This window comes from Alteromonas sp. V450, assembly GCF_001885075.1.
In the GTDB taxonomy this organism is placed as follows: Bacteria; Pseudomonadota; Gammaproteobacteria; order Enterobacterales; family Alteromonadaceae; genus Alteromonas.
In genome coordinates this window covers 2,608,190-2,632,992 of the sequence record NZ_MODU01000004.1, presented here as the reverse complement: position 1 = coordinate 2,632,992, position 24,803 = coordinate 2,608,190, and the positions used below count along the sequence as shown (strand labels likewise).

The following is a 24,803-nucleotide window of genomic DNA, read 5'->3' as shown; positions in this document are numbered from 1 at the left end:
TTTAACCTTTTGATATTTTGTTGCTTTGAGCGAAATAAAAAAAATAAAGCAGTGCGCCAATTACCAATTCACCCAGTAAAAATAGCCATGCGTTGGTTGACGACTGTGCAATAGACCATGCGCAAACCGCTAGTGCGACAAAGGGTATCAAACGTCTTATCAGCTTTACAGGGCTTGCGGGTGTGTCTGTTGCCTCCTCAGGATAAGCATCTCTCTCAGACGTAATCGGCTGCAAGCTGCTTTGTGACGAAGCCCTCTGAGCTTTCATCAGCACCACTACACACACGGCGTAAACCACTAGCCGAGCAAGTACACTAGAAATAGCTAACCACACAAAGCTGCCGCTTAGCGCCATAGCACCGGCGAATAGCCCTAGTACTAGTATGGAAAAATAGGGGGTAGCAAAGGCGGTATGGACTCTACCCAGGACGCTGCCTAGCTTACCTGGAATAAGTGACTGTCTTGCCATTGAAAAAGTCAGCCGAGAAGTAGATATCATATTTGCCAGTAAGTTGCCGGCAACCGAGACCACGGCGGTAAGCGTCATTACCAGCGCCCCGGTTTCACCAAATATCTTATTGGCGAGTGCAATAAGCGGTGCACTATCAGGCTTTGCAGGCCCTACGGTGTGCCAATAAAGCCACTGCACGCAAAAGTAAAATATGGCAATACCTGAAACCGTAAGCATTAATGCACGAGGTATGGTTTTTTTAGGCGCGCTCGTCTCGCCGCTCGTTACCACTACCGTTTCAAAACCAATAAAAGCATAAAGCGTAAGCAGAGCACCGGCCGATATGGTGTCAAATGCAGGCACAACGGCTTCCGAAGCGCTTGTTAACGCAGTAGAAAAGTCGAGTTGCCAGTAGCCAACCGCAATAAGCGCCACAAAGGGAAGCAGTTTTAGCACTGAGATAGTATCAAGCGAACGCATGGCGGCCTTAAGGCCGACAATATTCACTACGATTAGTGCTGTGGTAAGCGCGATAATAGCGAATGACTTGCCTATTCCCGCATTCAGTTCGGGCCATACATAGCCGGCGTACAGCAATAATACGTGCATGTTGGCGGCAATCGCGGTTGCGCGAGCTAAGTAATAAATAAAGCCAGTTTGAAAGGCGGCCGCGTCGCCAAAGCCTTTCTGGGCATACACCACAGGGCCACCGGTTTCTTGGTACAGCGCCGCTAGCTGCCCGAAACACCATACAATTGCGAGCATTAGCGCGCCAAAGATCAAAAAGATGTAAGGGCTGAAAGCGCCAAGTTCAGCGGCCATTTTAGCGGGCAGAGCAAAAATGCCTGCCCCAATAAGGCCATTTAACACCAAAAGGGCAGCGCCAATGCCGCCAATTCCTTTGGTTAACAGGCTGTTGTTTTCGTTACTCATTTAGAAAAAACTTCTTCTCCAGCCACATAAGTAGCGTGTACTTCGGTTTTCCAAATGTCTTTGGCATCAATGGTAAAAATATCTTGGTCGACCAAGATAAAGTCTGCCCATTTTCCTGGGGTTAGTGTGCCTAAGGTATCTTCCATGTGCCCTGCGTAGGCAGCATCTAAAGTAAACCCTTTAAAGGCTTGTTCAATGGTTAACGCTTCGTGGGCATACCAGCCTTTTACGGGTTGATTGTTTCTGTCTTGGCGCGTAACCGCAGCGTGAAGGCCGTAAAATGGGTTAGCAAGTTCAACAGGGAAATCCGAGCCTAAAGGCAGTGCAATACCTGAATCGAGTAGCGTTTTCCATGCGTAGGCGCCTTTCATACGTTCTTTGCCTAAACGATCTTCGGCCATGTTTTTATCGCTAGTAGCGTGAGTTGGCTGCATGGAAGGTAAAACGTTTAGCGAAGCAAAGCGAGCTAGATCGTCAGGCGCAACAACTTGCGCATGCTCAATGCGGTTGCGCAGTTCGCTGCCGCCAATACTCTTAAACGTTGCTTCAAACTCATTAAGTGCAACATGGTTAGCCTTATCACCAATGGCATGGTAGTTAAGCTGGAAGCCTGCGCCAATGACCGCAGTAAAAAGTTGGGTCATATCTTCTGGTTGAGTTAACAGCAAACCATGTTGATGTGGCGCGTCTGAATAAGGTTCAAGCAATGCAGCGCCTCGGCTACCTAGTGCGCCATCGCCATAGGCTTTAACCGAACGAATATATAAGAAATCGTCTTTGTCGCGAATGGTGCCGTTGCCTAGCATGGTGCTGAGATCAGGGTCTGTAGCACTCACCATAGCGTAAATACGTACGGGCAAGTCACCTTCTACCGCTTCTTTTAAATAGAAATCGTAAACGTCTCTGTCTATGCCAGCATCGTGCATTGACGTAATGCCATTTGCTAGTAAGTGCTCACCTGCGGCATGTAATTGTTGCTCGTAAATAGCGCTGCTTGCTTTGGGTAAATGCGCTTCAATTAATTGCGATGCATTATCAATGAAAACACCGGTAGGATTACCGTTAGCGTCTTTAATGATTTCGCCCCCTGCGGGCGATGGGGTGTCTTTAGTGATACCAGCAATTTCCATCGCTTTACTGTTTACCCAGGTAGCGTGGCTGTCTACGCGTGCTAATGCCACGGGGCGGTCAGAAATTACTTTATCCAGGTCAGCCGCTGTTGGAAACGCTCTGTCAGACCACAATTCTTGGTTCCAACCGCGCCCGGTAATCCAAGATTGTTGTCCATTTGCAAAGGCGTATTCGGCAACTGTCTTTGCCGCGTCTTGAGCACTGCTACTTTCTCGCAAATCGACTTCTAGCAAGTTTGCGCCTAAGCCCAGCAAATGCCCGTGCGCGTCGATAAGCCCGGGTAGCATGACTTTGCCTTTGCCATCAATAGTACTATCGACAGGCGTGTTGCCTTTATCGATATCTAGCGCAACCACTTTGCCTTCATCAATGACAAGGTTTTTAAACGTAATGAGTTTGCCACTTTCATTTAACGTATAGCCTTTTACGTTCTCGACTAGCGTTGCTGCATCTACTGTAAACGTGGCGGTCATAGCGCCTAACGTTGCCGCTGTTGCAAACGTTGAGGTGAGTAATTTTGAAAGCGAGCGCTTTTTAAATGTCAGTTTGAACAATGTAGAGTTCATAGTGAGTTTCTGCCTTTTTTATTTCTGCTTTTTTCTTTGTTTTTTAGTCTTTTATACCAAGTTGCCCATGCAGCCTAAACATCAAGAATTGCTCCAGTTTCAATGGCTGCGCGCTAACACAACGCTATGCTTCAACACGCTCGGTAACTTCTAATTCGTCTTCGTTATCAAACTCGAGGATGGGAGGTTGCAGCAAAAAATCTCTCTCCCAAATCTTAGCCATACTCGACTGGCTAATGTTGCCACCACTCAATATAACAAGAGCGGTTTGCCCGGGTGGCGTATTAGCAGCCCAAGCCGCTACTGCAGCCATGGTCATCGCACACGTTGGCTCAATGTGAAGTTTTAGCAAATGATGTAACCATTGCGTCCAATAAGCAATCTGTAGCTCATCTACTTCATAGAAATCATCTATTTCTTGCAGTATAGGAAACGTTACATCGCCAACAGAAGGCGTGGCTGCACCGTCTGCTAAGGTATTTGGTGTATAATCTAAAGCAATTATCTCCCCAGCTTGCAACGACATAGACGCATCATTTGCCTCGGCTGGCTCAGCGCCAATCACCAATGCATTTGGCTGGAGAGCGCGGGTGGCAAGCAGTGCGCCCGACAACAAACCACCGCCACCACACGGTGCAAAGACAGCATCCACTTCCCCAATTTCATTAAGCGCTTCTAACGTTGCTGTGCCTTGTCCTGCCACAATATCTTTGTGGTTAAACGGCGGGATCCAGACAGTGTCTGGCGCTTTTGATGCTTGCTCGACAGCAGCATCTGCTTCTGGTCGGGTAGGGAATAGCTTTAATTCAGCACCATAGCTTTGTGTAGCTGCGGCTTTAATCGGTGATATGGTCTCGCTTGCGAAAATAGTGGCCTTAATACCAAAATGAGCTGCAGCATACGCTACTGCCTGCGCATGATTCCCGGAACTATTGGCGACCACATGCTTTGGTAAACTACCTTCCTCTTTCAAGCGGGCTAAAAAATTCATAGCGCCGCGAATTTTGAATGCCCCAATGGTTTGTAAGCATTCGGCTTTAAACAAAATGCGATTGCCCATCCACTTGTTAAGCAACGAAGACTCTACAATCGGCGTCTTCTTTATGTCGTCCTTTATTCGTCCAAATGCTTGTTTTATATCTTCGAAACTGGGGGAAGTGTTCATTGGGTAGCGCTCTTCTAAGTATGTTTTTTATGTTCTCTAGCTATCAGACGGCTTATTGCGCCAAAAGCAAATCTAGTGCTTTACATTGCCAGATACTGTCTCTTTACGCCAGAGACTACACCACATTGTTGATAAGGCAATTCATATTTATTTCACAATTTTACTTTAGGATTTCGGCGATAATCACCGGAGACAAGACATGTTAAGAAAGTTAAACCACCGTATCTATGCCCTACCCACGGTTTTGTTTCTTTTCCTTACTTTGTTATTTGTTTTTGCTGGTATTTTTATTCAGAACGATGAGCGCGCAGCGCGCATTTCTAAGGCGCAATCAGTAGCCGAACAGGTCAAAATTAGTCTGGAGGTTTTCTCAAACGAGCGCATACAAGCGCTGCATAATCTAATGCAAAACTGGCCTACTTTTGAACCGAACCAAGTAGATTGGTTTAATGCACAAGCGCTATCATTGATGGGCATGCAGCAGGGCTTTTCATCACTGGTTTTCGTTGATGAAAAAAGCGAGATTGCGTGGGTGACGACCCCCAACTCCGGTATAAAAACGCGTATAGACAACAGCTTAATAGGTCAGCCCATTGAGGCACTGGGCCTAGAGATCTCGAGTTACTCTGAAGATCTTGAAAGTACACTCTTGTATTCAACCACTGCAGAACATCATTTTATCGTAGTGGGAAGGGCCATAAGTCCACAGGAGCCTGAACATGGTTTTCTAGTGGCTGGCTTCGATGTGCACACTATTTTTACGGTCATGTTAGGAGAGCTTGTAGGTCCACAATTTAATTTTCAACTACAAGCAGATGACGAAACGTTGTTTAAGAGCGGTGACTTAATTAACGACGGCACTGTTGTATCACTTGCGCCTTTCACATTCCTAGAGAGACAGTTTTTTCTCTCTATGCAGTCTCAGCAAGGCCCTTACAATGCGGGTTTTTTAATTATCATGATTGGGCTGCTAATGTCGGCTTTGGTGAGCTACGTGTTACACAAACAACTCAAAGGCGCTGTGAGCTTATCTGTAAGTCACCAGCGCTACCTAACTGCCAGCGAAGCCTCCCTTGATGCTCTACTTATATATCAACCTATGGACAATGACTTTTCACTTGTGGAAGCTAACTCATACAGTCGCTACTTATTCCGAGGAGCATGTGATGTCTTAGGTTCAATGAGCTTGGCAGAACAAACTCGATATCTCGGGATGCAAGATGAATTTAAACGCGTGCAAAATGTCGCAGCGAACGGTGTACCTTACGAAGCACACATAGCGATAAAGAGCGACAAAGTCGCGCCTGAATGGGTCAAAATTCAAGTAGTAAAAGCAGGGGATAATATTGCCGTTACTGTAAGGGATGTGACAGAACGTTTTCGGGCGCAGCAGGATTTGAAGCGCAGCGAAGAAAAATATCGTCGGCTCGTTGACGGTATGCACCGCCACTTTGTTTATACCAAAACTGTCGAGCACAATTTTATGTACGTGAGCGCAGGTATTGAAAAAATTTTAGGGGTTAGCGCAAATGAATTCTGCGCAAACGAGTCGACATATCTTCGTCAAGTGCCCGAGGAGACTTGCGATATACGCCAAACTATCGCCCGTGGTGAAAAGCCAGCGCCGTATATTGTGCATTATCAAAATAACGGCCAAGAGCCGCTGGCGATTGAATTTTCAGATACACCCATTATCGATGAGCAAGGATCATTGGTTGCCGTTGAAGGCATAGCACGCGATGTGACGAAAGAGCTAGCGTTACAGGAAGAAGTATATTTTCAGGCTAATCATGACCAGTTAACCGGGCTGTTTAATCGCTACGCGTTTGATGAAAAACTGCGAGCAATTCTTAATGAAACCCAAAAAGAGACTGATCAGCACGACAATAGGAAGGCATTAAACCACGTTGACTTTGAAAACGTGGCAAACATTAGTTCGCCTCGCGCTTACCACAAGCAAAGCGTGATGTGCTTTATCGATATGGATAGGTTCAAATTAGTTAACGACAGCTGTGGTCACCCAGCCGGTGATAAGTTGCTAAAAGAGATCTCCACCATTTTTAGGCAATACGTAAATGGACAAGACTTGCTTGCGAGAATCGGGGGTGACGAGTTCTGTATAATATTTCGCAATCAAAGTTTAGATGAGGTAACAAAGCGCCTAGATAAATTGTTAGTGGCAATTTCAAACTACCGTTTTGTCTATGATGACAAGTTGTTCTTTGTGGGGGCAAGTATTGGCGTTATTGAAATAAACGAAGGTACACAAAGTGCAGAAGCATTAATCAAAGCGGCTGACAACGCGTGTTACAAAGCCAAACACCTGGGCCGAAACCGTTATTTTGTGTTTCGCGACAGCGATTCTCAAATGGTTATTGATGACAGTGAAAACCAGGTATTACACGCCTTACACCACGCGTTACAAAACGATGGTTTTGAGTTGTACAGCCAAGCTATCATGCCGCTTAACGTACCGAGCCATCAGAAAGCCGCTCAGCTACAGCATTATGAGATTCTTCTGCGATTAAACGCGAAGGAAAGCGGCCTTATAAGCCCCGGGCTTTTTATTCCACTGGCAGAGCGCCATGGCCTGATGAACAAAGTGGATATATGGGTGGTAGATAACACCCTTAAAACCCTAGAAAGTAACCCTGCTCACATTGATAACGTGGGCAAAGTTGCAATCAATTTATCAGGCATTACATTGGGTGATGAAATGGCGCTGCACAACATTGCTCAGCGCATGAAAAGCACTTCTGTACCTGCTGAAAAAATTTGTTTTGAGATTACTGAGACTACCGCGGTAACCAATTTAAGCGCTGCAAAACACTTTATATCTACGCTACGCGATTTGGGATGTAGCTTCGCCTTAGATGACTTTGGTGCAGGTATGTCCTCGTTCACCTATCTTAAAAACCTCGATGTTGATTACGTTAAGATTGATGGCTCGTTTGTGCGAAATATCGTTCACGATCCTATCGATCATGCTACAGTAACAGCGATAAATAATATCGCGCACAGCATGGGTAAGCAGACTGTGGCCGAATTTGTGGTCGATAACGCGACCGCTGAGGTTTTACGAGAGCTCAAAGTGGATTTTGGTCAGGGTTTTGCTTTAGATAAACCTAAGCCGCTGGCGCACAGAGTTCAATGGCGAGTTAAACTTGCCTCTGCCTAAAAAGGAAATGTTATGGGTTTATTTGATACCATCATGGGTAATGCGAGTGAGACAAGTGCATCAGACGTACAAGAAGAGCTTACGCCTATACTCGCTGTTAACGAGACCGTTACCTCTGCGTTTAAGTTAGTACGCGATTTAAGTGTATTCACCAACAAACGCCTGATCCTCATTGATAAGCAAGGCCTTACCGGGCGCAAAGTGAACTACCACTCTATACCCTACAAATCGATTACGCAGTTTATCGTTGAGACGGCAGGGCATTTTGATACTGACGCTGAGCTTAAAATCTGGTTGTCGGGGAAAGCCGATCCTATCGAGATTGAACTAAGTGCATCGTCTGCTCAGGCGGTACAGCAAAACCTAGCAACCCAGATGTTTAGCTAGTTCCTGCATTTGCAATATTTGATTGATGCTTGTAAGTAGCAAGTGAAGAAAGTCTAATCACCCTGCAAGTGCAGAAAGTGCTACAACGCAAACATGCACAAAATAAGCTTTTAATCAAACAGAGCAAACAAAAAAGCGATGCCTTCATAAGCATCGCTTTTTGCTTTTCACTCATTTCTAGGTCTTGTTGAGCTTAGATGTACAGGAGAGATCAACAGGCCCCAGGCTCTAACCGTATTAGTCTTTCAAGTTACGGTTAAAGAAGTTAGTAATAGTTTTGTATAAGTGAATGCCCGTTTGCTTACCACGGATGCTGTGCTTCTTGCCCGGGTAATCCATAGTTTCAAATGGAATTGCCAAGTCTTGAAGATGCTTGTATAGCATCGTTGAATGGGTAAACAACACGTTGTCATCTGCCATGCCGTGGTAAATCAAAAGGTCGCCTTTCAGGTCTTTTGCGTAAGGGAATACTGAAGACGCAGTGTAAGCATCGTCATCTGTATTTGGGTTGCCCATGTAGCGTTCAGTGTAGTGGGTATCGTATAAGCGCCAGTCAGTTACCGGCGCACCTGACACACCCGCTGCAAAATAATCGCCCGCTTTGAACATGGTCATCAGCGTCATGTAGCCGCCATAGCTGTGACCATGAACACCAATACGCTCAGCATCAACGAAAGGAAGTGTGCGCAAGAACTCTACGCCAGCAACCTGATCGTCTACTTCAATAAAGCCCATTTTTTTATAAATAGGATCTTCAAAGCCTTTACCGCGATAGTTAGAGCCACGGTTATCTAGCGTAAATACCACATAGCCTTGGTCAACCCAGTGTTGGAAAAGCAAACCTCGGTTACCCGCCCAGCTGTTTGTTACCACTTGTGCGTGCGGACCACCGTAAAGGTAAACAATAACCGGGTGCTTCTGTTTTGGGTTTTGCTTGGCACTGTCAGGCGTGTAAATTCTATACTTAAGGGTAGCGCCATCCTTTGTGGTGATGTCACCAAACTCAGGTGCTGTCCAGCTATCCATATAAGCGTGCAGAGGGTGGCCTTCTTCAACTTTGTTTTCTTCAAGCCAGGTAATCCGCTGGCCGGTGGCACTATTTAGGCTAACTTGTGCGGGCGAGTTAATCGTTGAGAAACGGTCAATAAAAATAGACGCATCTTTGCTAAATGCCGCGCTATGGTATGCGCCTAATTCAGTGATACGCGAAATTTCGCCGCCATCTAAAGGCACGCTGTAAACATGACTTTCTAGTGGTGTGTCTTTGCGACCAGAGAAATACAAGCGGTTATTTGCGGTATCAATGGCTTCAACGCTATCAACTACCCAATCACCTTTGGTTAATTGCTTAACCAGCTTGCCGCTGTTGTCGAATAGGTAAAGGTGTTTAAAACCGTCGCGCTCAGATGCCCAGATGAATTGGCCTTTTTCTTTTAGGAAGTAAAGGTCGTTGTGCAGGTTTACCCAGGTATCGCTAGTTTCTGTAAGCAATATGTTTTCTTTTTTGCTGTTAAGGTCGAACGCGCGCAGCTCTAAGGTTTGCTGGTCACGCGTTTGCCACTGGTAGGTAAAGGTAGTGCTATTTGGCATCCACTTACCGCGGGCAAAATAAATGTCTTTGTCTTTACCTAAATCAACCCAAGTACGATCGCCAGAGTTGATGTCTTGAATAGCAAGTTCAACCAATACGTTTGGCGTCCCCGCTTTTGGGTATTTCTGTTCGATAAGCTTGATGTCGTCAGCATAGATTTCAGAACGCGTGATCACGTCTACCGGGCTTTCATCAACCTTGGTAAAAGCAATTTTAGTTTCATCTGGCGACCACCAGTATCCGGTCATGCGGCCCATTTCTTCTTGCGCTACAAATTCGGCCATACCAAATTTGATGTTGTCGCCACCTTCTTTAGTAATCGCCGTTTCTTTACCTGACTCGATATGTTTTACATAAAGGTTCTGGTCGCGAATAAAAGAAATATAGTTACCTTTTGGTGATAATTTAATATCAGTTTCAAAAGCGTCAGTATCTAAAAGTTGCTTTGCCCCTTTTTCGCCGAGCTTGTGGTAAAACACATCGCCGCCTAGCGGGAATAACAACGCTTTACCGTCGTCAGACCACTGGTAGCTTACAATACCGCTGCCAGATAAACGCATGCGCTCGCGTCGCGCTTTCTCTTCATCAGAAAGCACTTCTTCGCCGCTTTGTAGGTCGTTTGAGTCGAAAAGCATGCGAGTTTGGCCACTTTCAATATGGTATTCCCATAGATCTAAGCGTTCATAGTCAGTTTGTTTGCCTTTAAGAAATGTAACGCGTTGACCGTCAGGTGATACTTTTAACGAACGGGGGGCGTTGCCATCTAGTGAAGGAGAAGAGAAAATGCGCTCAATAGTGAGCGTTTCAGCGTTTAAAGCAGTAGAGAGCATAGCGGCTCCAATTAAAAGGGCTTTTTTCATTTTTATCTGCATATTTGACTGTCGAAGGTTTGATTGTAGTTATATCAATTTATGATACAAGGTGCGACATATGAAATCCGCAATGGTGCTAGGAGCGACAGGTTTAGTGGGACGAACGCTTGTAAATATACTGTTACAAGACAGAAGGTACGACGAGGTAACTTGCCTGGTCAGAAAACCACTTTCTTCCAGCTTGTTTAACGACCCGCACAATCGATTAAAACCAGTCGTTATCGACTTCGAAAATCTGCAGGACTACCAAGGTTACTTCAGCGTAAACCATGTGTACTGTTGCCTAGGGACCACGCTGAAAAAAGCCGGCTCTAAACAAGCATTTCGTCGCGTTGACTTCGAGTACGTTCATGTAGCGGCGCAGTTAACTCGTGCTCAGCGCGCAGACAGCTTTGTATGGATATCTTCGGTTGGTGCTGATGCTAAAAGCAGCAACTTTTATTTGCGGGTAAAAGGCGAGCTAGAAAACGCAATTATGCGGATGCCTCAGTTACCTCATGCTTCTGCAGTACGTCCTTCGTTATTACTCGGTGAACGCAATGAATCTCGAACACTTGAAGATATAGCGCAGAAAACGGCACCCATTTGGCAAAGCATAATGAAAGGGCCGTTAAAAAAATATCGTCCCGTGCACGCCGTCGATGTCGCAAGAAATATGATGTCATTGCAGAAATGGTAGTGGAAAATTCATTAGTGTAAACTACGCCACCTTTTACATATCGCGCTAGATATTATGTTTCATTGTAAAAAGTTTTCTGTTGCACAGGACAAATGTGCGATGAAAGTGAATACAGACAGCTTGATTCTAGGAAGTTATGCAGGCGCAGACGCAAAAAATGCCATGCGTATTCTCGATATCGGCACCGGGACGGGTATTTTGGCTCTAATGATGGCCCAGCAATCATCATTAGATACGAGGGTGGACGCGGTTGAACTTGATATAACCGCTGCAAAACAGGCCTCAGAAAATTTTATTAAATCGGCGTGGCGAGAGCGCCTACACGTTTTACCGCTTGATATTACAGCATATGCCCCTGACACCTGTTATGACCTAATCATTGCCAACCCGCCTTACTTCGACACGCCAGATAAAACTACAAACGCGTATAAGCTACAAAATGCTTCGAGATTTATCGCAAGACAAACAGGTGCACTTTCGCCCAGCGTGCTGAGCGCGTTTGCGCGAAAGTATTTGAATAAAAACGGCGTATTTTGGTGCGTCTACCCTTTTCAAGTGCGTCAAAATATTCTCGACTGTGCACGTTTATCAGAGCTTGAGGCAACGGTGATTGTCGAGGTTAAACATAACCTGACAAGTGATCCTTATTTAAACGTGTTTCGTTTTCAGCGACTGAACAATGATGGCGCTGTAACACGGGCAGAATCATGTCAGTTATCTCGTCTCATTATAAAAAATAGCGATGGTACTTATACTGATGACTACAGGGCACTCTGTAGCGAGTATTATCTTAATTTCTAGAGTTAAAAATTAAATGATTATAATCGCTGAGGCGTTTGGAGCAGTTGCTGTAGTCTTAAACTTTATTGGTTATCGTCAGCTCAATATTGACCGTTATCTACTGATATCTGCTTTTGCACTAGCAGCGTTAAGCGCACATTTCTTTTTACTTGATGCAATGGCGGCGGGCGTAGGTACGTTACTGGCAAGCTGCCGTAACGTAATTGCGTTGAAATACAGAAGCAAGGCAGTGCTATTTTTCTTTATTGCCGTTAACTTGGCTTTTTTATCCTACGAATGGTTTGTGTTAAATCATGATTGGATCATCTTTATTGCCTACATGTCATCACTTATCTTTACCATCGGTTCATTGGTAATTAGAGATGTTCACACCATCCGAAAAGTATTCGTTATAGCCGAGGGGTTAGGCTTAATTTATGCTGTTTCTGTAGGCAGTATTTTTGGTACCGTTTTTAATCTGAGTAATCTGCTGAGCATCATTATTAAACTTCGTTCGTCTAAATCAGCCTGAGACTCTCGCGTAGCAATTAACGATTGCTTGGAAACTAAAGTTCAATAGTAACAAATAGTCGACTCACGTATCATTTCCCATTATTAGGTATGGCATCAGTAATTTTTACTTGCAGCGGTAGTGAGTACACTTATTGTTCAATAATAGGGAGTGTTAGCTATGAAACTGGTCAATAATGTACCGTTAACAGCGTGTTTCTCAGAGTTAGAGCAAACGTTTCAAAAGGCGATTGACGCAAGAGTCCCGTTAAATGTTTACGAACATGCCAAGTTGTTTCGAAAGCATAAACCCACCAAGGTGGCTCTCAAACTAGTAGAAACTAGCGAGAATTAAACAAAAAAAAGCCACCCTAGGGTGGCTTTTTTGTTATGCGTTGTTCCTAGCTTTTCTTAACCAGTACAGAAACCTTATCGATTCCGGCAATTTTAACCTGGTTCATAACTTCAACTACAGTTCCGTGCTCACTATCTTCGTGTGCTTGGATTGCTGCTGTATCTGTATTGTTTTCTGCTAAGTATGTCTGCGCGTTAGCTACAACACGGCGAATGTCAACTTCACGACCACCCATCATAATGGTTCCATCTGCGTCTATACGAATAGACAATGCTTTAGAAGGTTTGTCGTTTTTAGCTTGATTATCTTCTGGACGATTAACGTCTAAACCTTTCTCTTTTACAAACGAGGTCGTTACGATGAAGAAAATCAACATGATGAACACGATGTCCAACATGGGGGTCATATCAATCTGAGCCTCGTCATCAGCCGAGGTATGCTTCTTTCTTTTCATCTCGTCTTCTTTCTTCTGTTACGTTCGAGCGCTTTAGTATACTGCTTGTTACAAAAATATACAGGCTTTTTGTGTAAAACAGCGTGCTCTTCGATACTTGTTGTTGAAAAAATACTCAGTTTCACAGTAATAAAACAACAATCTAGGACTGCTTGTGTGAAATAGCGACACCTAATTGGTAAAAATACAACATCAGTGCTCTATTGAGTGATGCACGCAAGTTACCACGAGGATAAATGCCAAGTCTAGCTTCCGTCGACTTTTTTGTACCTTGTACCAAGAACGCATTTTTTATCTCGTGATCTTGAATACAGGCTTCAAAGGCGCGGGCAGCCATCTCCTGAGGCATAGCATAATAATACATTTTGAGCGCGCGATCAGCTTCAACGGATCGCACAAAGTAGTCATTTGGCCTTTTTTGATCGTTGAGGAATAAAAGGGCAAAACAATCACTCAACTTTTGATTCAATGGGTGCGCATGCATCGGTGCATTGTCAAGCCAAGCTTGTGTAGCGAAACTGCCTGGGCTTACGCCGTCAAACATACGCGGGGCAATGTAGTGATCAAATGCGTGAAACCACTCGTGCGCGAGGGCGCCTGCACCTGCATTTTTGGCTAGAGCTAACTGTCTTTTCGCGCTGTTGTAATGCGCGCTGCTGTGTTTTTGGCCCCCGCTGCCAAAGGCCAATGAAAGAGAGCCGTTTAGAGAGAGTACCTGTTCATTTATATTTAAAATTTCGACGAGATCATAAAGCGCATCAAAAAAAAGGTTTGCTGCGATCTGTTGTTCTTGTGGTGTGACCCACCGTCCGATCGTGATCGTGGCAAAATTAAAAAGTTTTCGAATATCTTGAAAAGATACATCGGCGCCATCTCTATGACTTGGGCCATTTCGATAAAAATGCTGATGTAACCTACCTTGATCGCTCATAAATTATCTGAAAAAGCCTACACGCGGGAATAATATCAGTATGTTTTATTTATTAGAGCATGTCGGAAAGGATAGACTCGCACCACAATGCAATGCGTTCGTCTGTTTTATCGTATTGATTTTCATCATCTAATGATAAACCGACGAAAAATGACTTATCTTCAGTAAGTGCTTTAGATGCCGTAAATTCATAGCCGTTGTTAGGCCAGTAACCTACAAGCTTACATCCTGATGGCAGAATGGCGTCGTGTAGCATACCAAGCGCATCTTGAAACCATTCACCGTAGCCTAATTGATCGCCTAAACCAAACAAAGCAATGGTTTTTCCGTTCAGGTCTAAGCCGTGCACGTCTTCCCAGTGCGATTCCCAATCTTCCTGTAATTCGCCAAAATCCCAGGTTGAAATGCCGAAGATAATTATGTCGTAATCCGCAGTGCGTGAGAGACTAACGTCTTTTATATTGTGAAGTTGTACTATGTCAGCCTCAAAAAGCTGGTTTAGCTGAGCTTGAATTTTTTCTGCTGCCATTTCGGTGTAACAGGTTGTTGAGCCGTAAAACAATCCAATAGACAGTGTACCTTCGCTCATTACTTTACCTCGTAGCTAATCAATCATGCGTTGCGGGTGGGAATTCTACCTGTTTACCGTTACTCAACAAAGCTTTGCATTCTACTTCTGTACTATTATGTGAAATTTTTAATACACCCAGTGCGCATCCATTGAATAATTCGCCGTATCCGTCGCTTGGTTGACGCGCCTTAATCGACATATTTCTGCGTCGTGTAAACAAGTTAAGTGGCGAAGTAGTTCGATACAAAACACGATTAAATCTATCAAGCCATTTAATTAAACCGTCTGGGAATGCATTCTTAAGACCGCTACATGTAAATTGCGTGATATGCGGGCTATTGCGCCTAAAACGCAATCTAACGTCGTATACAAACGAATAGTGCACGTCTCCAGAAAGAATGATGAATTCCGGTGGCGTCTTATAATGTCGAAAAATATTAAGCATTACATTTGCCGTGCCTTTATGCGCCATCCAGTTTTCTGCATCTACGGTGAGTGCTTTACCGAAAAATGTGAATACTTTCTGTATTGCTTCTATGACTTTAACACCATAAATTGGCGCGGCGGAAACAACAATGACAGCCTCTTTCCCAATGATAGAGTGTTGAAAATCGCATAGTGCCTCCCAGTCCATAAGGCCTGAAGGTTTATTCATATTTGACTCTGAGCGCCAGCGTTGTGTTCGAGTATCTAATACCTCTATCGGTGGTGATGTATCTAAACGATAGTGCCATTGGTCAAAATCCAACAGGGTATCTATAAGTTCATCGTGCTCATTAAGCCCTTTTTCTGATATGTTTTTTTGAAGCTTTTCGATTAAAGGTGTGACATTGCTTGGTGCATTTCCCCATCCCTGACACAGCAAGTACCCCAAAAGTGCGTTGCCTATCATACGTTTAGACAGGGGGTTTCCATAGACTTCTTGTTCCCAGCCTCGCGTTAGGTTCCAGTCATCAGTCACATCGTGATCGTCAAAAATCATGTAGGTTGGAATATGTGCCATGGCACGGCGAACTTTTGGTAAGTCTGCAACAAACGCAGAAATAGTATCCCGCTCTTTGTCAAAAAGCGCGCTGTATTTTTCACCTACATATGATTTATCTATCTTGATGAATGGCCAAAGCGCATCGGACCAGACCAACAAATACATGGCGATAATCTCAGCAAAACCAATTAAGTGATTTTGAGCATTCACCGAGGTGAATACGGGCTTTTTCTTTGCGCCAAAGAAAATGGACGATAGAACAGTATTCGTTTCTATCTGTGGTAACAACTGCTCCCGCTCATAAAAGCCATGCTGGTGGGTAGCAAGCTGTTGCGTAGATGAGACCACAGCGCCATCAAGAGACTCGTGAAAGAGTCCAAGTAAGTCTATGGTAGCGTGTATTGCTTTGAGCATCGGGCCTGCTACATCGTCGGCGTAAATCTGATCCCCAGTCATCAGCAGTAAATCGGGGAATTCACTTTTTCCATCGAAGGCTTTCTGATGAAGTGTGTCGACCTGAGTTAATGCGTCTTTGCCGTCAAAATGCGGTTTCCGGCATGACCCGTGCAAAATTGTAGAAGGTGTATTGTTGACGTGAAAACTAAATGTATCTTGTCTGTCATAGCGCAAGGTTGGTTGCTCATTCACCCATTCCTGTTGAGCGCTGCTTTCTGTAAACGTTAGCGTGTATTGCACGCGTTTTTGTTGTCTAAATTCTTCAAAGGCAGAAAAAGACAACAGATGAATGAACGCGTGCGAGCCTACCTGTACCGTATCATTATTCGCCTCGCCAGTTAATGGTTTACCGGCTTGCTCTAACGCGATGATTGGCGCATTGGGGGCGCGGGTAACAAGCCATATAAACACCTGCGTAGACGTAACTTTACGTACAATTGGACCTGCTATGACTTGAGGAAGTTGTTGCGTAGAAATAATGTTCTCCGTGAATGCAATGGCAATATTGGCGTTTACTTATTTAACAAGCATGTTCGTACTTTACTCTTTTTTGTGTCTAAACGGTATGCTGGATATACTCCCTTACAATTTATTAAGCCACTTTTCTATTTGATGAGTGAGCACAAAGGAAAACAGAGAGAATGCTAAGAAAAACCCTAGCGCTAATAAGTGGGTTGCTATTATTGAGCGCCTGTAATCAGCAACAAGACATCGTTATAATTCCTGAAGCACAAGATTTGACCGTTACCACGGTGGGGCAGTGGATTACTGACGATTCTGGCAAGGTTATGTTTGACCCTCAGACTTCCGGTTTAGTGGTATTGGAGGGACAATTAATAACCATTGCAGACGCTAGTGCAGATATCACACAGCAACTGAAACTGCATACTATTAATCCTTCAACGTTCAAGCTAGCCCACTCAAGTGATCGGTTTTCTTTTTCTCGGGAAGTGAGACGAAGTTGCTTCTTTGATTACTTGAACGATCAACCAGACCTTGAAGCGCTGGCCGTTGACCCGCGTAACCCAAATGTAATTTACACCGTAACAGAAGATGCTACGCGCACGGGAGCATTGAGCACACGTTGTGAAAGCAAATACGAAAAAACAGGCTCTACTGACTACCCCTCACTATTGGTTAAATTAACAAAATTAGACGACAACAATGTAGAAATGTCGAGTGTTCGACCCATACAGTTCCCAGATACTTTCAACGTGGGTAATTTTCCAAATGACGGTATTGAAGGACTAACAATGTCATCTGACGGTACCTTGTACTTGGGCCTGGAAAAAGATAAAGCGGGGCAGCCTCGTATATTTGCGCTTGATATTGATACGTCGTTTTGGTCAACAAGTGATTTTGCAACGGTTTATGAGCCTAAACTACGTCTGCCAGAGTTTAGCGCCGGTAATCATCCGATAAATGGTTTGGCTCTGCACACAGCAAAGAATGGCAAATCTTACTTGCTGGCGGCGGCTCGAAATGACAATGAACTTTGGATAATTGACACTGCAGGAACGTTACCAACAAAGCGCATTCCAGTTATTTTTAACGTACAGGGAAGTGAAAATTGTGAAGAATACACCATGGATAACGCTTCGATGGAAGGGCTAGTAATCCATGGAACAACACTCTGGATCATTAACGATCCATGGGAAAAAAACTATTTGAAAAACGTGACGTGTGAAGCACACAGAAGGCACTACGAAGATTTAGCGCCTTTGTTGTTCCCATTACCACTGAGTGAAAGTTGGTTTGAAACTGACTAGTCCTGAAATAGGTTGACACTTATTTCGGTTAAAACGCCCGATGTATTTCATCGGGCGTTTTGTATTTAAGGGCCTGATGTGGCCGCCTACCATTATAGATTGCTATTGACTCTGCAACCATCTTTCTCGCTTCTTCTAAATCTCGTGGCTTATGGAGTAAGTATTCATTTTTAAGAATACCGTTTATTCGCTCTGCAAGGGCGTTTTGATAGCAGTCGTAGCCATCTGTCATCGAGCACTGTACATCATGTTTTCTATGGAGTTTTTGATACTCTTCTGAACAATACTGTATACCTCTGTCTGAGTGATGCACGAGCTTTTCTTTTGTACTTTTTTGTTTAAGCGCTCGAGTAAATGCTTGCTTTACTGACTGCGTTCGCATGTTATCGTCAACCTGATAGCCCACAATCTTCCGCGAATAAGCATCTGTAATGAGACTTACATAACTCTCTCCACTTCGCGTCGGTAAGTACGTGATATCCGCTACCCAAAGCTGATTGGGCTTCTCTGCTTTGAAACCCGCTTTAATGAGATTAGGGTGACGACGGAACCGATGATGGCTGTTGGTTGTTTTGTGATACGCGCGCTTTGTCGGCACCAATAGCCGCTTTTCTCTCAGTAAATTAAAGAGATGGTCTCTCCCGATATCCATTTTTTCGAGCGCAAGCAGATACTGTAGTTTCCGAGTGCCGATGCGAGGTTGCATCATTCGCTCCTGACGGACGAACTGAATGACTTGACCTTCAAGCGCTTCGCGCTTGAGTGAGCGAGCGCAGTATTGGTAGTAAGCCTGACGAGAAATCTTCAGGTAACGACAGGCTTTGGCAACGGACACTCCGCCTATCACTTTTTCTTGGATGACTTTCTTTTGCGCTTTTTTACAACGCTTACTCCATAGTCACTTTCAAGGACATTTACAACGGCTTCAAAGAAATCAGCTTTCATTTTTGTATCAGCAAGCTCTTTCTCTAGCGCTTTAATTCGCTGTTCGGGGGTGAGTTCTGCTTTGGGTTTATCCACGACGTGGCCTCGCGTTAGAAACTTCGGTGTTCCATCCGTCCAATCTAAACGACCGTGCTTACGAAGCCAAACTAAAACAGTTGAGCAACCTTGTATTCCGTAGTGATCTTGAGCCTGCCTGTAGGTGAACTCGCCTTTTTCAACTTGGTCTACAACAGCCAATTTAAAAGCGAGGGAATAATCACGTTGAGTTCTTCTGCTATTTGATTTCATTACACTCTCCAAAATAAGTTTGAAAAGTGTCAACGCTATTTAGGATGGGTCAAACCTAATCAAAAAAGGGGCGATACGCCCCTTTTTTTATGTGTCACTGCGAAGTCGTGACGCAAATGTTTTCTTAAATTTCGCCAACTTGGGTGCCACAACCATAGAGCAATACTGATTCTGAGGATTATTTTTAAAATAATCCTGATGATAATCTTCAGCTTGATAGTAGTTGTTAACTTCTACTATTTCTGTAACGACTGGGTCTGGCCAAATAGCATCTTCTGTAATTTCAGCGATAATTTTCTCCGCCTCTGCTTTTTGTGTATCGTCATGATAGAAAATAGCACTGCGATATTGTGTTCCTACGTCATTCCCCTGGCGGTTGAGTTGCGTTGGGTTGTGCAGTGCAAAGAAGATTTCAAGCACTTCTCGATAAGAAATAATGTTGGCATCAAAGGTAACTTGTACCACCTCAGCGTGCCCCGTGTTACCTGAACATACTTCCTCATATGTTGGCTCTGGCTTTTCACCACCGGCATATCCGGAAATGGCTTTAACGATACCTTCCACACTATTGAAGGCTGATTCAATACACCAAAAACAACCACCGGCAAGGGTAGCGACTTGTAAATTTGCCATTGTTAACACCTTTTTTCCTCAATGGCATTAGTGTGGGTACAACAGCGCACTAACTCAAGTCATCCAAGCGTGTTTTTTTATCGTATAAACGCATATCAAATAGTTTTTAAGCTGCTCAAAAATAGCGACGAAAAGCAGTCATAGTCTTGTTTAATTTATCGTTAGAGGTATCGGGGTGATCATTTTTTACGACAGTTACTGTCCTTTGTGTTTAGCAGAAATGAAGCATTTAAGAAAACGAGATAAGCATAACAAATTGACGCTAGTAGATATTCAGGCCCCTGACTTTAGCGAACGGTATCCGTCGCTTAATTGGGACGACTTGAACGCAAGGATCCACGGGTTAAAAGAGGATGGAACATTAATTACGGGCCTGGATGTCACTCATCAAGCATGGAAAGCGGTGGGAGTGGGCTGGCTTTATGCCCCTTTACGCTGGCCTGTAATACGGTTTTTTGCAGATGCGCTATATAACGTTTTTGCGAAACATCGTTATACCATTTCGTTTTTACTGACGGGTAAGAAACGTGAATGCGCGCGCTGTGTACCAGGAGAGAAACATGACAAGTAAAACACTTATCGTAGGTGCATCAGGGGGCATTGCATCAGCTCTAGCAACACTGTGTGAAAAAAGAGGCGATGAAGTGATTTGCGTTAGCAGGCGCGAGCAAGATGAAGATGCGCGTACCGACACTGTTCACTATTACACTGTCAATCCGCAAGATGACAATGCTATCGACGTTTTCATCAAGCAACTGCAAGAAAAGGGTGTGGTGATTAACACTGCCATTATTACCACTGGCTTTTTGCATAACGAGGCGTTAAACATCCATCCAGAAAAACGGCTGGAGGATTTAAGCAGCGAGGCTATGGCTGAATACTTCGCCGTAAATACAATTACGCCAGCGCTGTGGCTAAAGCATTTAGTTAGAGTAATGGATAAACACGATGCAACAGTCGCTTGTTTAAGTGCTCGAGTAGGAAGCATTTCCGATAACAAACTGGGCGGGTGGTACGGGTACCGAGCCTCTAAAGCCGCGCTCAATATGACTGTTAAAACAGCATCAGTAGAATACAAGCGGCGGTTGAAAGACGCAATGCTGGTGAGTTATCACCCTGGTACAGTAGATACAGGGCTATCAAAGCCTTTTCAGAAAAATGTTGCTGCTAAAAAACTCTTTACCCCTGAATACACCGCTAGCCAATTGCTTAAGCAGCTATCCTTGCTTGATCGCGACCAACTTTGCCACTTTATCGACTATAAAGGCGATGTGGTAACTTGGTAATACGGCTGAACAGAGTTTGTGTGAGTCCAACATCAAGACTTTTTATTTGACTGCTGTTACCATGCTGTTTTGGGAATGGTACAGCGTATTGATATGTCCTATGAAGACTGCAATACAACGCGTTGACGCCACATGTGAGTCATATTTAGTTCGCCATCCTGATAATAAATAACAATAACTCAACAAGAGGAAGGGATATGAGCGGGGCCAGAGAACAGTTCGGATCGCGCATTGGTTTTATACTAGCAGCAGCAGGTTCTGCCGTTGGTATCGGTAATTTAGTTGGCTTTCCAGTGGGAGCAGCGAAAAATGGGGGCGGCGCATTTTTGCTTATGTACGCCATCTTTGTGTTTGCTATTTGCTTACCCGTTATGTTGGCTGAAATGACCGTAGGCCGGCACGCTAAAAAAGATCCACTTGGCGCATACAGTGCAATCAGTAATGATGAACGGAAATGGAAATTTGCAGGGTGGCTAGCTGTTGCAACCCCTTTCATGATTGCCGTTTTTTATATGGTGATCACGGTTTGGATTTTTGGCTACCTGTTTGAAGCAGTGAGCGGTAATCTCGACTTGCTTGCTAACGAAGAAACTTTTGGGTTATTTATCAATTCCGAAGCCATATTTGCATACATGGCAGTAGTGGTAGGCGTTGTTTACCTTATTTTACAGGGCGGCGTTAAAGAGGGGATCGAAAAGGCGGCCAAACTTTTGATGCCTGCTTTGTTTGTGATGCTAATTGGGCTTGTCGTGTTTGTACTTACCCGCGACAATGCGATGGCGGGCGTTAAGTTTTACATTGTGCCTGACTTTTCAAAACTGACGGCGGATGTTGTCAGTGGAGCACTCTCGCAAGCTTTTTTCTCTTTATCGTTGGGTATGGGGATCCTTATAACCTACGGTAGTTACATAGATAAACGCGCCGATGTTCCAAATTCAGCCAAGCTGGTTGCACTAACCGATACTGCTGTTGCGTTCACCGCGGGCCTAATGATTTTACCCGCCATTTTTTCCTTCAATCCTGATATCAATCCTGACGAGCTAAGCGAGTCATCTGTAGGTATGATATTTACTTATTTACCGAACATTTTTCTGGCGCTTCAGGATTCTATTGGTTACGTCGGCGCCTCGACTGTGGCCAGTTTGTTCTTCTTACTCGTGTTCTTTGCGGCGATAACGTCATTAGTGTCTATTTTCGAGGTACCTGTTGCCGCGTTAATGGACGAAAAAGGTGTAAGCCGCAAATGGGCATTGGGCTCATTGGGTAGCATAATGATTGTGCTCGCGATATTGAGCGCTCTCTCGTTTGGGAAGGTAGAGTTTCTTTCCTCGCTTGTGCATTACGCAGGTGTTGATAAATCGTTGTTCGACGTTATTTACGACGTATTTTATGACACCATTTTGCCACTTAATGGCCTTTTGATCTGTTTATTTGTTATCTACCGATGGAAAAGCGCGAACTTTAATGCCGCTTTAGAAGAGGGAAGCGATGGATATAAAGGCAGTTGGTTTGAAAAATACGTAGATGTGTCTTTAAAATCTTTTATTCCACTTATTTTGTTCGCAATATTCGTAAATACGGTTGCTCTGAAATATTTTGGTGTAAGTCTTATTGGATAAAAAAGGGCCACTATATTAATTCGCTTACAGCACACAGAAAAGATGTTGAAAGCGTGGTTCTAAAATAAAAAACGGTGCTCATTGAGCGCCGTTTTTTCGTAGATAAACGCACCATTATCTATGCGGATTGATATGATAAAGCACTTAGTACATCAGATGAGGATCCGAATAAGCGGGTGTTATGTTTAGTTCTGACCAACTGTTTCGGGCATTTACATATTTCCCTACTGGCGGCTTTTCTGTATCACTAAAATGCGGTGGTGTAACACCAATAGCTTTTGCTGCATTCACATAATATTCGCCGCGTTTTGGATGCAAGTCACTGCAGAGGTGATATGTTGCGTTTTTGCCGCCCTTTACAGTGATAACCTCAAGTGCTTTAACTACATCGGCAACGTGAACTAGGTTTACTCGTTTGTTACCGGCATCTAAAGTGCGTCCGCTAAGAGAGCGAACGGGATGCCGGTCTGGGCCGACTAAGCCTGCGAGCCGCACAATCGTATACGGAACATGCGAGTGCGACGAGTTTAAATGTGTTTCAATAGCAACATGTGCTCGAGCAGAAGCAGTTTCTGGCGACGTAGCCGTTGTTTCTGATATTTCGGCGTCTGTGGTGTCACCATAAACAGATGTTGTACTCACAAAAATAATGTGCTTTGCGTTAGCATTCACGACATCATCAATCAATGACAACATATTATGGGTAAATTCATCTAGCGCTGTGTTCTTCCTACCAGGTGGTATGTTGAGGATGAACGTAGCGCCTTCTACTGCCTGACATAATGAAGAAGTATCGTCGCCTAATGCATATTTAATGCCCCGAACATCGCGCTTACTTAATTCAGACAATTTATCTTCACTGCGGCTTGTTGCAGTTAGCTGAAAGTCAGAAGATAAGGCACGATCCAAATAGCCGGCTAGCCAGCCATAGCCACTTATCACCAGTTTATTGGACATAGTGGTTCCCGTTAATTGGTTTCATTTCCCTAAAACGCGTTTTGTTCTTTAATACGATAGTATATCGAACGGTATACACAAGAAAAAGCCGAGCTACATATTTACGTGCTCGGCTTCAATCACATTAACCACATTAAACTGCGCGGCGGTTACATTTTCATTTCTGCGTCGGTTTCAATATCAAGTAAGTTCAACCTATTTAGGCCTTTGATTGAAGCTTGCATCTTGCCCTCTGCGTAATCCGCTTTTTTCAATACTTCGCATAGCGCTTCGCCTTTTTCTTCCAATGAAGCTGCTTGGCTTTCCAAGCGATATTCGAGATCTTCTCCCCAGCGTTCCATTTTCTGCTCGAATTCAGACATGTCGCCACCTTCCCACAGCATTTGGGTACCAATGGCAATTAAAATTCTGCCCATAGACTCACTAATTAACGATTCTAATTGGGATTCAAATTCAGCTTCCCATGTTTCGTCAAACCAACCTGGCTCTTCGAATTTTGTAGAATCGACGCGAATGTTACCAGCTTCATCATAAAATGACGTAAGTAGCTTTTGATCGAGTGTTGTAAAGATTGCTTGGAAATCTTCATTTAGTTGATTGTCTCCGCCAAGGAGTTCTGTAAATACTTCTGTCACGGCGACATGTGCGATCTCTAAACCTTCACTGGCAATTGACAGTGTCATGGGTATTGCCATATCAATTTGATTGTAATAATCAGTAACCCAACGCTGCTGTTCGTTGTTCAATGATACTGGCTCACCATTAAGAGATAAGTTGCGGTCTGCATCGATATGCATTACCGCGCCATTATCCATCTTGACAGTTAAGTCGCCTTGGTAATATTGAATATGACCGTCTAATTCAATATCACAACTGTTGTTTTGAAAATGCGTGTCATGGGCGAGAGCCTGACCGCCGATAAATAAGCTGCTCATAGCAATGGGTAGCAAAATTCTGAAAGTCATAGTGTTTTCCTTAATCAGCGCGCTATCTTCACGCAACAGTTCGTTTAGATACCTGAGTGAGTTACGAACTCGTTTCTATCAAGTAACCATCCGTTTAATTTAATACAAAGGCTGTTAACCGAGGTCGTTAGAGCCCAACTAACAATGATTAAGTGTTAGCAATGTACTTGCCAATATTTTTAATTGTTTAAAATCAATGTCTTGGGCTTTTTGAGGGGAATGTTAAATTAATAGAGCTAAAACATAGTAGTCAGAATGCTAACAATATGGTGATTTTGACTAAGATCAAAAATCACTCATAAATTAGTAGGGAACAGGTCACTTTTAACCGGTGTAGCCATGTTCA

The 24,803-nt window shown here is 44.0% G+C and carries 22 protein-coding genes; 10 read left to right on the top strand and 12 right to left on the bottom strand.

All coding sequences use genetic code 11. The features are described 5' to 3' along the window. Position 1: 1 nt before the first annotated feature. The 3 genes from BK026_RS11465 to BK026_RS11455 all read right to left on the bottom strand — a co-directional run bounded on the left by BK026_RS11465 (position 2) and on the right by BK026_RS11455 (position 4,246). The gene (locus BK026_RS11465) at positions 2-1,384 is read right to left on the bottom strand and encodes an APC family permease (protein ID WP_071815976.1); all 1,383 of its coding nucleotides are present in this window, start codon (positions 1,382-1,384) and stop codon (positions 2-4) included. Next, complete coding sequence (locus BK026_RS11460) at positions 1,381-3,081, bottom strand: amidohydrolase (protein ID WP_071815975.1); 1,701 nt, start codon at positions 3,079-3,081, stop codon at positions 1,381-1,383. The genes BK026_RS11465 and BK026_RS11460 overlap by 4 nt, the downstream gene beginning before the upstream one ends. Positions 3,082-3,205: 124 nt before the next feature. Beyond that, on the bottom strand, positions 3,206-4,246 hold the full coding sequence (locus tag BK026_RS11455) for a serine/threonine dehydratase (protein ID WP_071815974.1): 1,041 nt from the start codon (positions 4,244-4,246) through the stop codon (positions 3,206-3,208). Positions 4,247-4,445: 199 nt separating this feature from the next. Here BK026_RS11455 and BK026_RS11450 point away from each other — a divergent pair, with 199 nt between their 5' ends. Both BK026_RS11450 and BK026_RS11445 read left to right on the top strand, forming a co-directional pair. After that, entirely contained in the window at positions 4,446-7,424 is a 2,979-nt protein-coding gene (locus BK026_RS11450; protein WP_071815973.1) for a bifunctional diguanylate cyclase/phosphodiesterase, read from the top strand. Between the two features lie 12 nt (positions 7,425-7,436). Next, positions 7,437-7,811 carry a PH domain-containing protein gene (locus BK026_RS11445; protein WP_039216362.1) on the top strand — a complete coding sequence of 125 codons (375 nt, stop codon included), beginning with the start codon at positions 7,437-7,439 and terminating at the stop codon, positions 7,809-7,811. Positions 7,812-8,048: 237 nt separating this feature from the next. Here the strand turns inward: BK026_RS11445 and BK026_RS11440 are convergent, their stop codons facing one another. Then, positions 8,049-10,262 carry a S9 family peptidase gene (locus BK026_RS11440; protein WP_071815972.1) on the bottom strand — a complete coding sequence of 738 codons (2,214 nt, stop codon included), beginning with the start codon at positions 10,260-10,262 and terminating at the stop codon, positions 8,049-8,051. A 70-nt stretch (positions 10,263-10,332) separates the two neighbouring features. On the opposite strand from BK026_RS11440, the gene BK026_RS11435 reads away from it, so the two are divergent. The 4 genes from BK026_RS11435 to BK026_RS19670 all read left to right on the top strand — a co-directional run bounded on the left by BK026_RS11435 (position 10,333) and on the right by BK026_RS19670 (position 12,598). Then, a complete protein-coding gene (locus tag BK026_RS11435) occupies positions 10,333-10,953 on the top strand; it encodes an NAD(P)H-binding protein (RefSeq protein ID WP_071815971.1) in 621 nt (206 codons plus the stop codon). Between the two features lie 99 nt (positions 10,954-11,052). Next, positions 11,053-11,754, top strand: a complete 702-nt coding sequence (locus tag BK026_RS11430; protein WP_071817621.1) for a tRNA1(Val) (adenine(37)-N6)-methyltransferase — start codon at positions 11,053-11,055, stop codon at positions 11,752-11,754. Positions 11,755-11,767: 13 nt separating this feature from the next. After that, on the top strand, positions 11,768-12,265 hold the full coding sequence (locus tag BK026_RS11425; RefSeq protein WP_071815970.1) for a YgjV family protein: 498 nt from the start codon (positions 11,768-11,770) through the stop codon (positions 12,263-12,265). Between the two features lie 159 nt (positions 12,266-12,424). Beyond that, positions 12,425-12,598, top strand: a complete 174-nt coding sequence (locus BK026_RS19670) for a hypothetical protein (RefSeq protein ID WP_177247906.1) — start codon at positions 12,425-12,427, stop codon at positions 12,596-12,598. A gap of 46 nt (positions 12,599-12,644) precedes the next feature. Here the strand turns inward: BK026_RS19670 and BK026_RS11420 are convergent, their stop codons facing one another. From BK026_RS11420 to BK026_RS11405, 4 genes are all read right to left on the bottom strand, one after another. Next, entirely contained in the window at positions 12,645-13,052 is a 408-nt protein-coding gene (locus BK026_RS11420; RefSeq protein WP_071815969.1) for a biopolymer transporter ExbD, read from the bottom strand. A gap of 142 nt (positions 13,053-13,194) precedes the next feature. Continuing rightward, positions 13,195-13,983 (bottom strand): CLCA_X family protein, encoded by a 789-nt coding sequence (locus BK026_RS11415; protein ID WP_071815968.1) that lies wholly within the window; start codon positions 13,981-13,983, stop codon positions 13,195-13,197. Between the two features lie 52 nt (positions 13,984-14,035). Continuing rightward, a complete protein-coding gene (gene fldB / locus BK026_RS11410; RefSeq protein WP_071815967.1) occupies positions 14,036-14,572 on the bottom strand; it encodes a flavodoxin FldB in 537 nt (178 codons plus the stop codon). Positions 14,573-14,591: 19 nt separating this feature from the next. Continuing rightward, positions 14,592-16,367 (bottom strand): alkaline phosphatase family protein, encoded by a 1,776-nt coding sequence (locus BK026_RS11405; protein WP_371264983.1) that lies wholly within the window; start codon positions 16,365-16,367, stop codon positions 14,592-14,594. A gap of 269 nt (positions 16,368-16,636) precedes the next feature. Between BK026_RS11405 and BK026_RS11400 the strand changes: the two genes are divergently transcribed. After that, the gene (locus tag BK026_RS11400) at positions 16,637-17,764 is read left to right on the top strand and encodes a hypothetical protein (protein WP_071815965.1); all 1,128 of its coding nucleotides are present in this window, start codon (positions 16,637-16,639) and stop codon (positions 17,762-17,764) included. Positions 17,765-17,792: 28 nt separating this feature from the next. On the opposite strand, the gene BK026_RS11395 is transcribed toward BK026_RS11400, so the two are convergent. Together BK026_RS11395 and msrA are read right to left on the bottom strand one after the other, a co-directional pair. Continuing rightward, positions 17,793-18,997, bottom strand: a protein-coding gene (locus BK026_RS11395) for an IS3 family transposase (RefSeq protein WP_143142110.1) whose coding sequence is annotated in 2 segments (ribosomal slippage) — positions 17,793-18,625 and positions 18,625-18,997 — 1,206 coding nt in all. Because the reading frame shifts where the segments join, the coding sequence is not laid out codon by codon here. A gap of 87 nt (positions 18,998-19,084) precedes the next feature. Further along, positions 19,085-19,630, bottom strand: a complete 546-nt coding sequence (gene msrA, locus BK026_RS11385) for a peptide-methionine (S)-S-oxide reductase MsrA (RefSeq protein WP_071815964.1) — start codon at positions 19,628-19,630, stop codon at positions 19,085-19,087. Positions 19,631-19,805: 175 nt separating this feature from the next. On the opposite strand from msrA, the gene BK026_RS11380 reads away from it, so the two are divergent. From BK026_RS11380 to BK026_RS11370, 3 genes are all read left to right on the top strand, one after another. After that, a complete protein-coding gene (locus BK026_RS11380; protein ID WP_083575073.1) occupies positions 19,806-20,201 on the top strand; it encodes a thiol-disulfide oxidoreductase DCC family protein in 396 nt (131 codons plus the stop codon). After that, positions 20,191-20,916, top strand: coding sequence for an SDR family NAD(P)-dependent oxidoreductase (locus tag BK026_RS11375; protein WP_071815962.1), 726 nt, complete (start codon positions 20,191-20,193; stop codon positions 20,914-20,916). Before BK026_RS11380 ends, BK026_RS11375 begins: the two co-directional genes overlap by 11 nt. Before the next feature lie 197 nt (positions 20,917-21,113). Then, complete coding sequence (locus BK026_RS11370) at positions 21,114-22,535, top strand: sodium-dependent transporter (protein ID WP_071815961.1); 1,422 nt, start codon at positions 21,114-21,116, stop codon at positions 22,533-22,535. A 144-nt stretch (positions 22,536-22,679) separates the two neighbouring features. Here the strand turns inward: BK026_RS11370 and BK026_RS11365 are convergent, their stop codons facing one another. Together BK026_RS11365 and BK026_RS11360 are read right to left on the bottom strand one after the other, a co-directional pair. Further along, positions 22,680-23,492, bottom strand: a complete 813-nt coding sequence (locus tag BK026_RS11365; RefSeq protein WP_071815960.1) for an NAD(P)H-binding protein — start codon at positions 23,490-23,492, stop codon at positions 22,680-22,682. Positions 23,493-23,641: 149 nt separating this feature from the next. Continuing rightward, positions 23,642-24,457: a DUF2884 family protein gene (locus tag BK026_RS11360; RefSeq protein WP_071815959.1), complete on the bottom strand. Its 816-nt coding sequence runs from the start codon at positions 24,455-24,457 to the stop codon at positions 23,642-23,644. Positions 24,458-24,803 lie beyond the last annotated feature (346 nt).

Coding starts and splice junctions, on each gene's coding strand:
- BK026_RS11465 (WP_071815976.1), bottom strand. CDS start 1,384: ATGAGTAACGAAAACAACAGCCTGTTAACCAAAGGAATTGGCGGCATT.
- BK026_RS11460 (WP_071815975.1), bottom strand. CDS start 3,081: ATGAACTCTACATTGTTCAAACTGACATTTAAAAAGCGCTCGCTTTCA.
- BK026_RS11455 (WP_071815974.1), bottom strand. CDS start 4,246: ATGAACACTTCCCCCAGTTTCGAAGATATAAAACAAGCATTTGGACGA.
- BK026_RS11450 (WP_071815973.1), top strand. CDS start 4,446: ATGTTAAGAAAGTTAAACCACCGTATCTATGCCCTACCCACGGTTTTG.
- BK026_RS11445 (WP_039216362.1), top strand. CDS start 7,437: ATGGGTTTATTTGATACCATCATGGGTAATGCGAGTGAGACAAGTGCA.
- BK026_RS11440 (WP_071815972.1), bottom strand. CDS start 10,262: ATGAAAAAAGCCCTTTTAATTGGAGCCGCTATGCTCTCTACTGCTTTA.
- BK026_RS11435 (WP_071815971.1), top strand. CDS start 10,333: ATGAAATCCGCAATGGTGCTAGGAGCGACAGGTTTAGTGGGACGAACG.
- BK026_RS11430 (WP_071817621.1), top strand. CDS start 11,053: ATGAAAGTGAATACAGACAGCTTGATTCTAGGAAGTTATGCAGGCGCA.
- BK026_RS11425 (WP_071815970.1), top strand. CDS start 11,768: ATGATTATAATCGCTGAGGCGTTTGGAGCAGTTGCTGTAGTCTTAAAC.
- BK026_RS19670 (WP_177247906.1), top strand. CDS start 12,425: ATGAAACTGGTCAATAATGTACCGTTAACAGCGTGTTTCTCAGAGTTA.
- BK026_RS11420 (WP_071815969.1), bottom strand. CDS start 13,052: ATGAAAAGAAAGAAGCATACCTCGGCTGATGACGAGGCTCAGATTGAT.
- BK026_RS11415 (WP_071815968.1), bottom strand. CDS start 13,983: ATGAGCGATCAAGGTAGGTTACATCAGCATTTTTATCGAAATGGCCCA.
- fldB (WP_071815967.1), bottom strand. CDS start 14,572: ATGAGCGAAGGTACACTGTCTATTGGATTGTTTTACGGCTCAACAACC.
- BK026_RS11400 (WP_071815965.1), top strand. CDS start 16,637: ATGCTAAGAAAAACCCTAGCGCTAATAAGTGGGTTGCTATTATTGAGC.
- msrA (WP_071815964.1), bottom strand. CDS start 19,630: ATGGCAAATTTACAAGTCGCTACCCTTGCCGGTGGTTGTTTTTGGTGT.
- BK026_RS11375 (WP_071815962.1), top strand. CDS start 20,191: ATGACAAGTAAAACACTTATCGTAGGTGCATCAGGGGGCATTGCATCA.
- BK026_RS11370 (WP_071815961.1), top strand. CDS start 21,114: ATGAGCGGGGCCAGAGAACAGTTCGGATCGCGCATTGGTTTTATACTA.
- BK026_RS11365 (WP_071815960.1), bottom strand. CDS start 23,492: ATGTCCAATAAACTGGTGATAAGTGGCTATGGCTGGCTAGCCGGCTAT.
- BK026_RS11360 (WP_071815959.1), bottom strand. CDS start 24,457: ATGACTTTCAGAATTTTGCTACCCATTGCTATGAGCAGCTTATTTATC.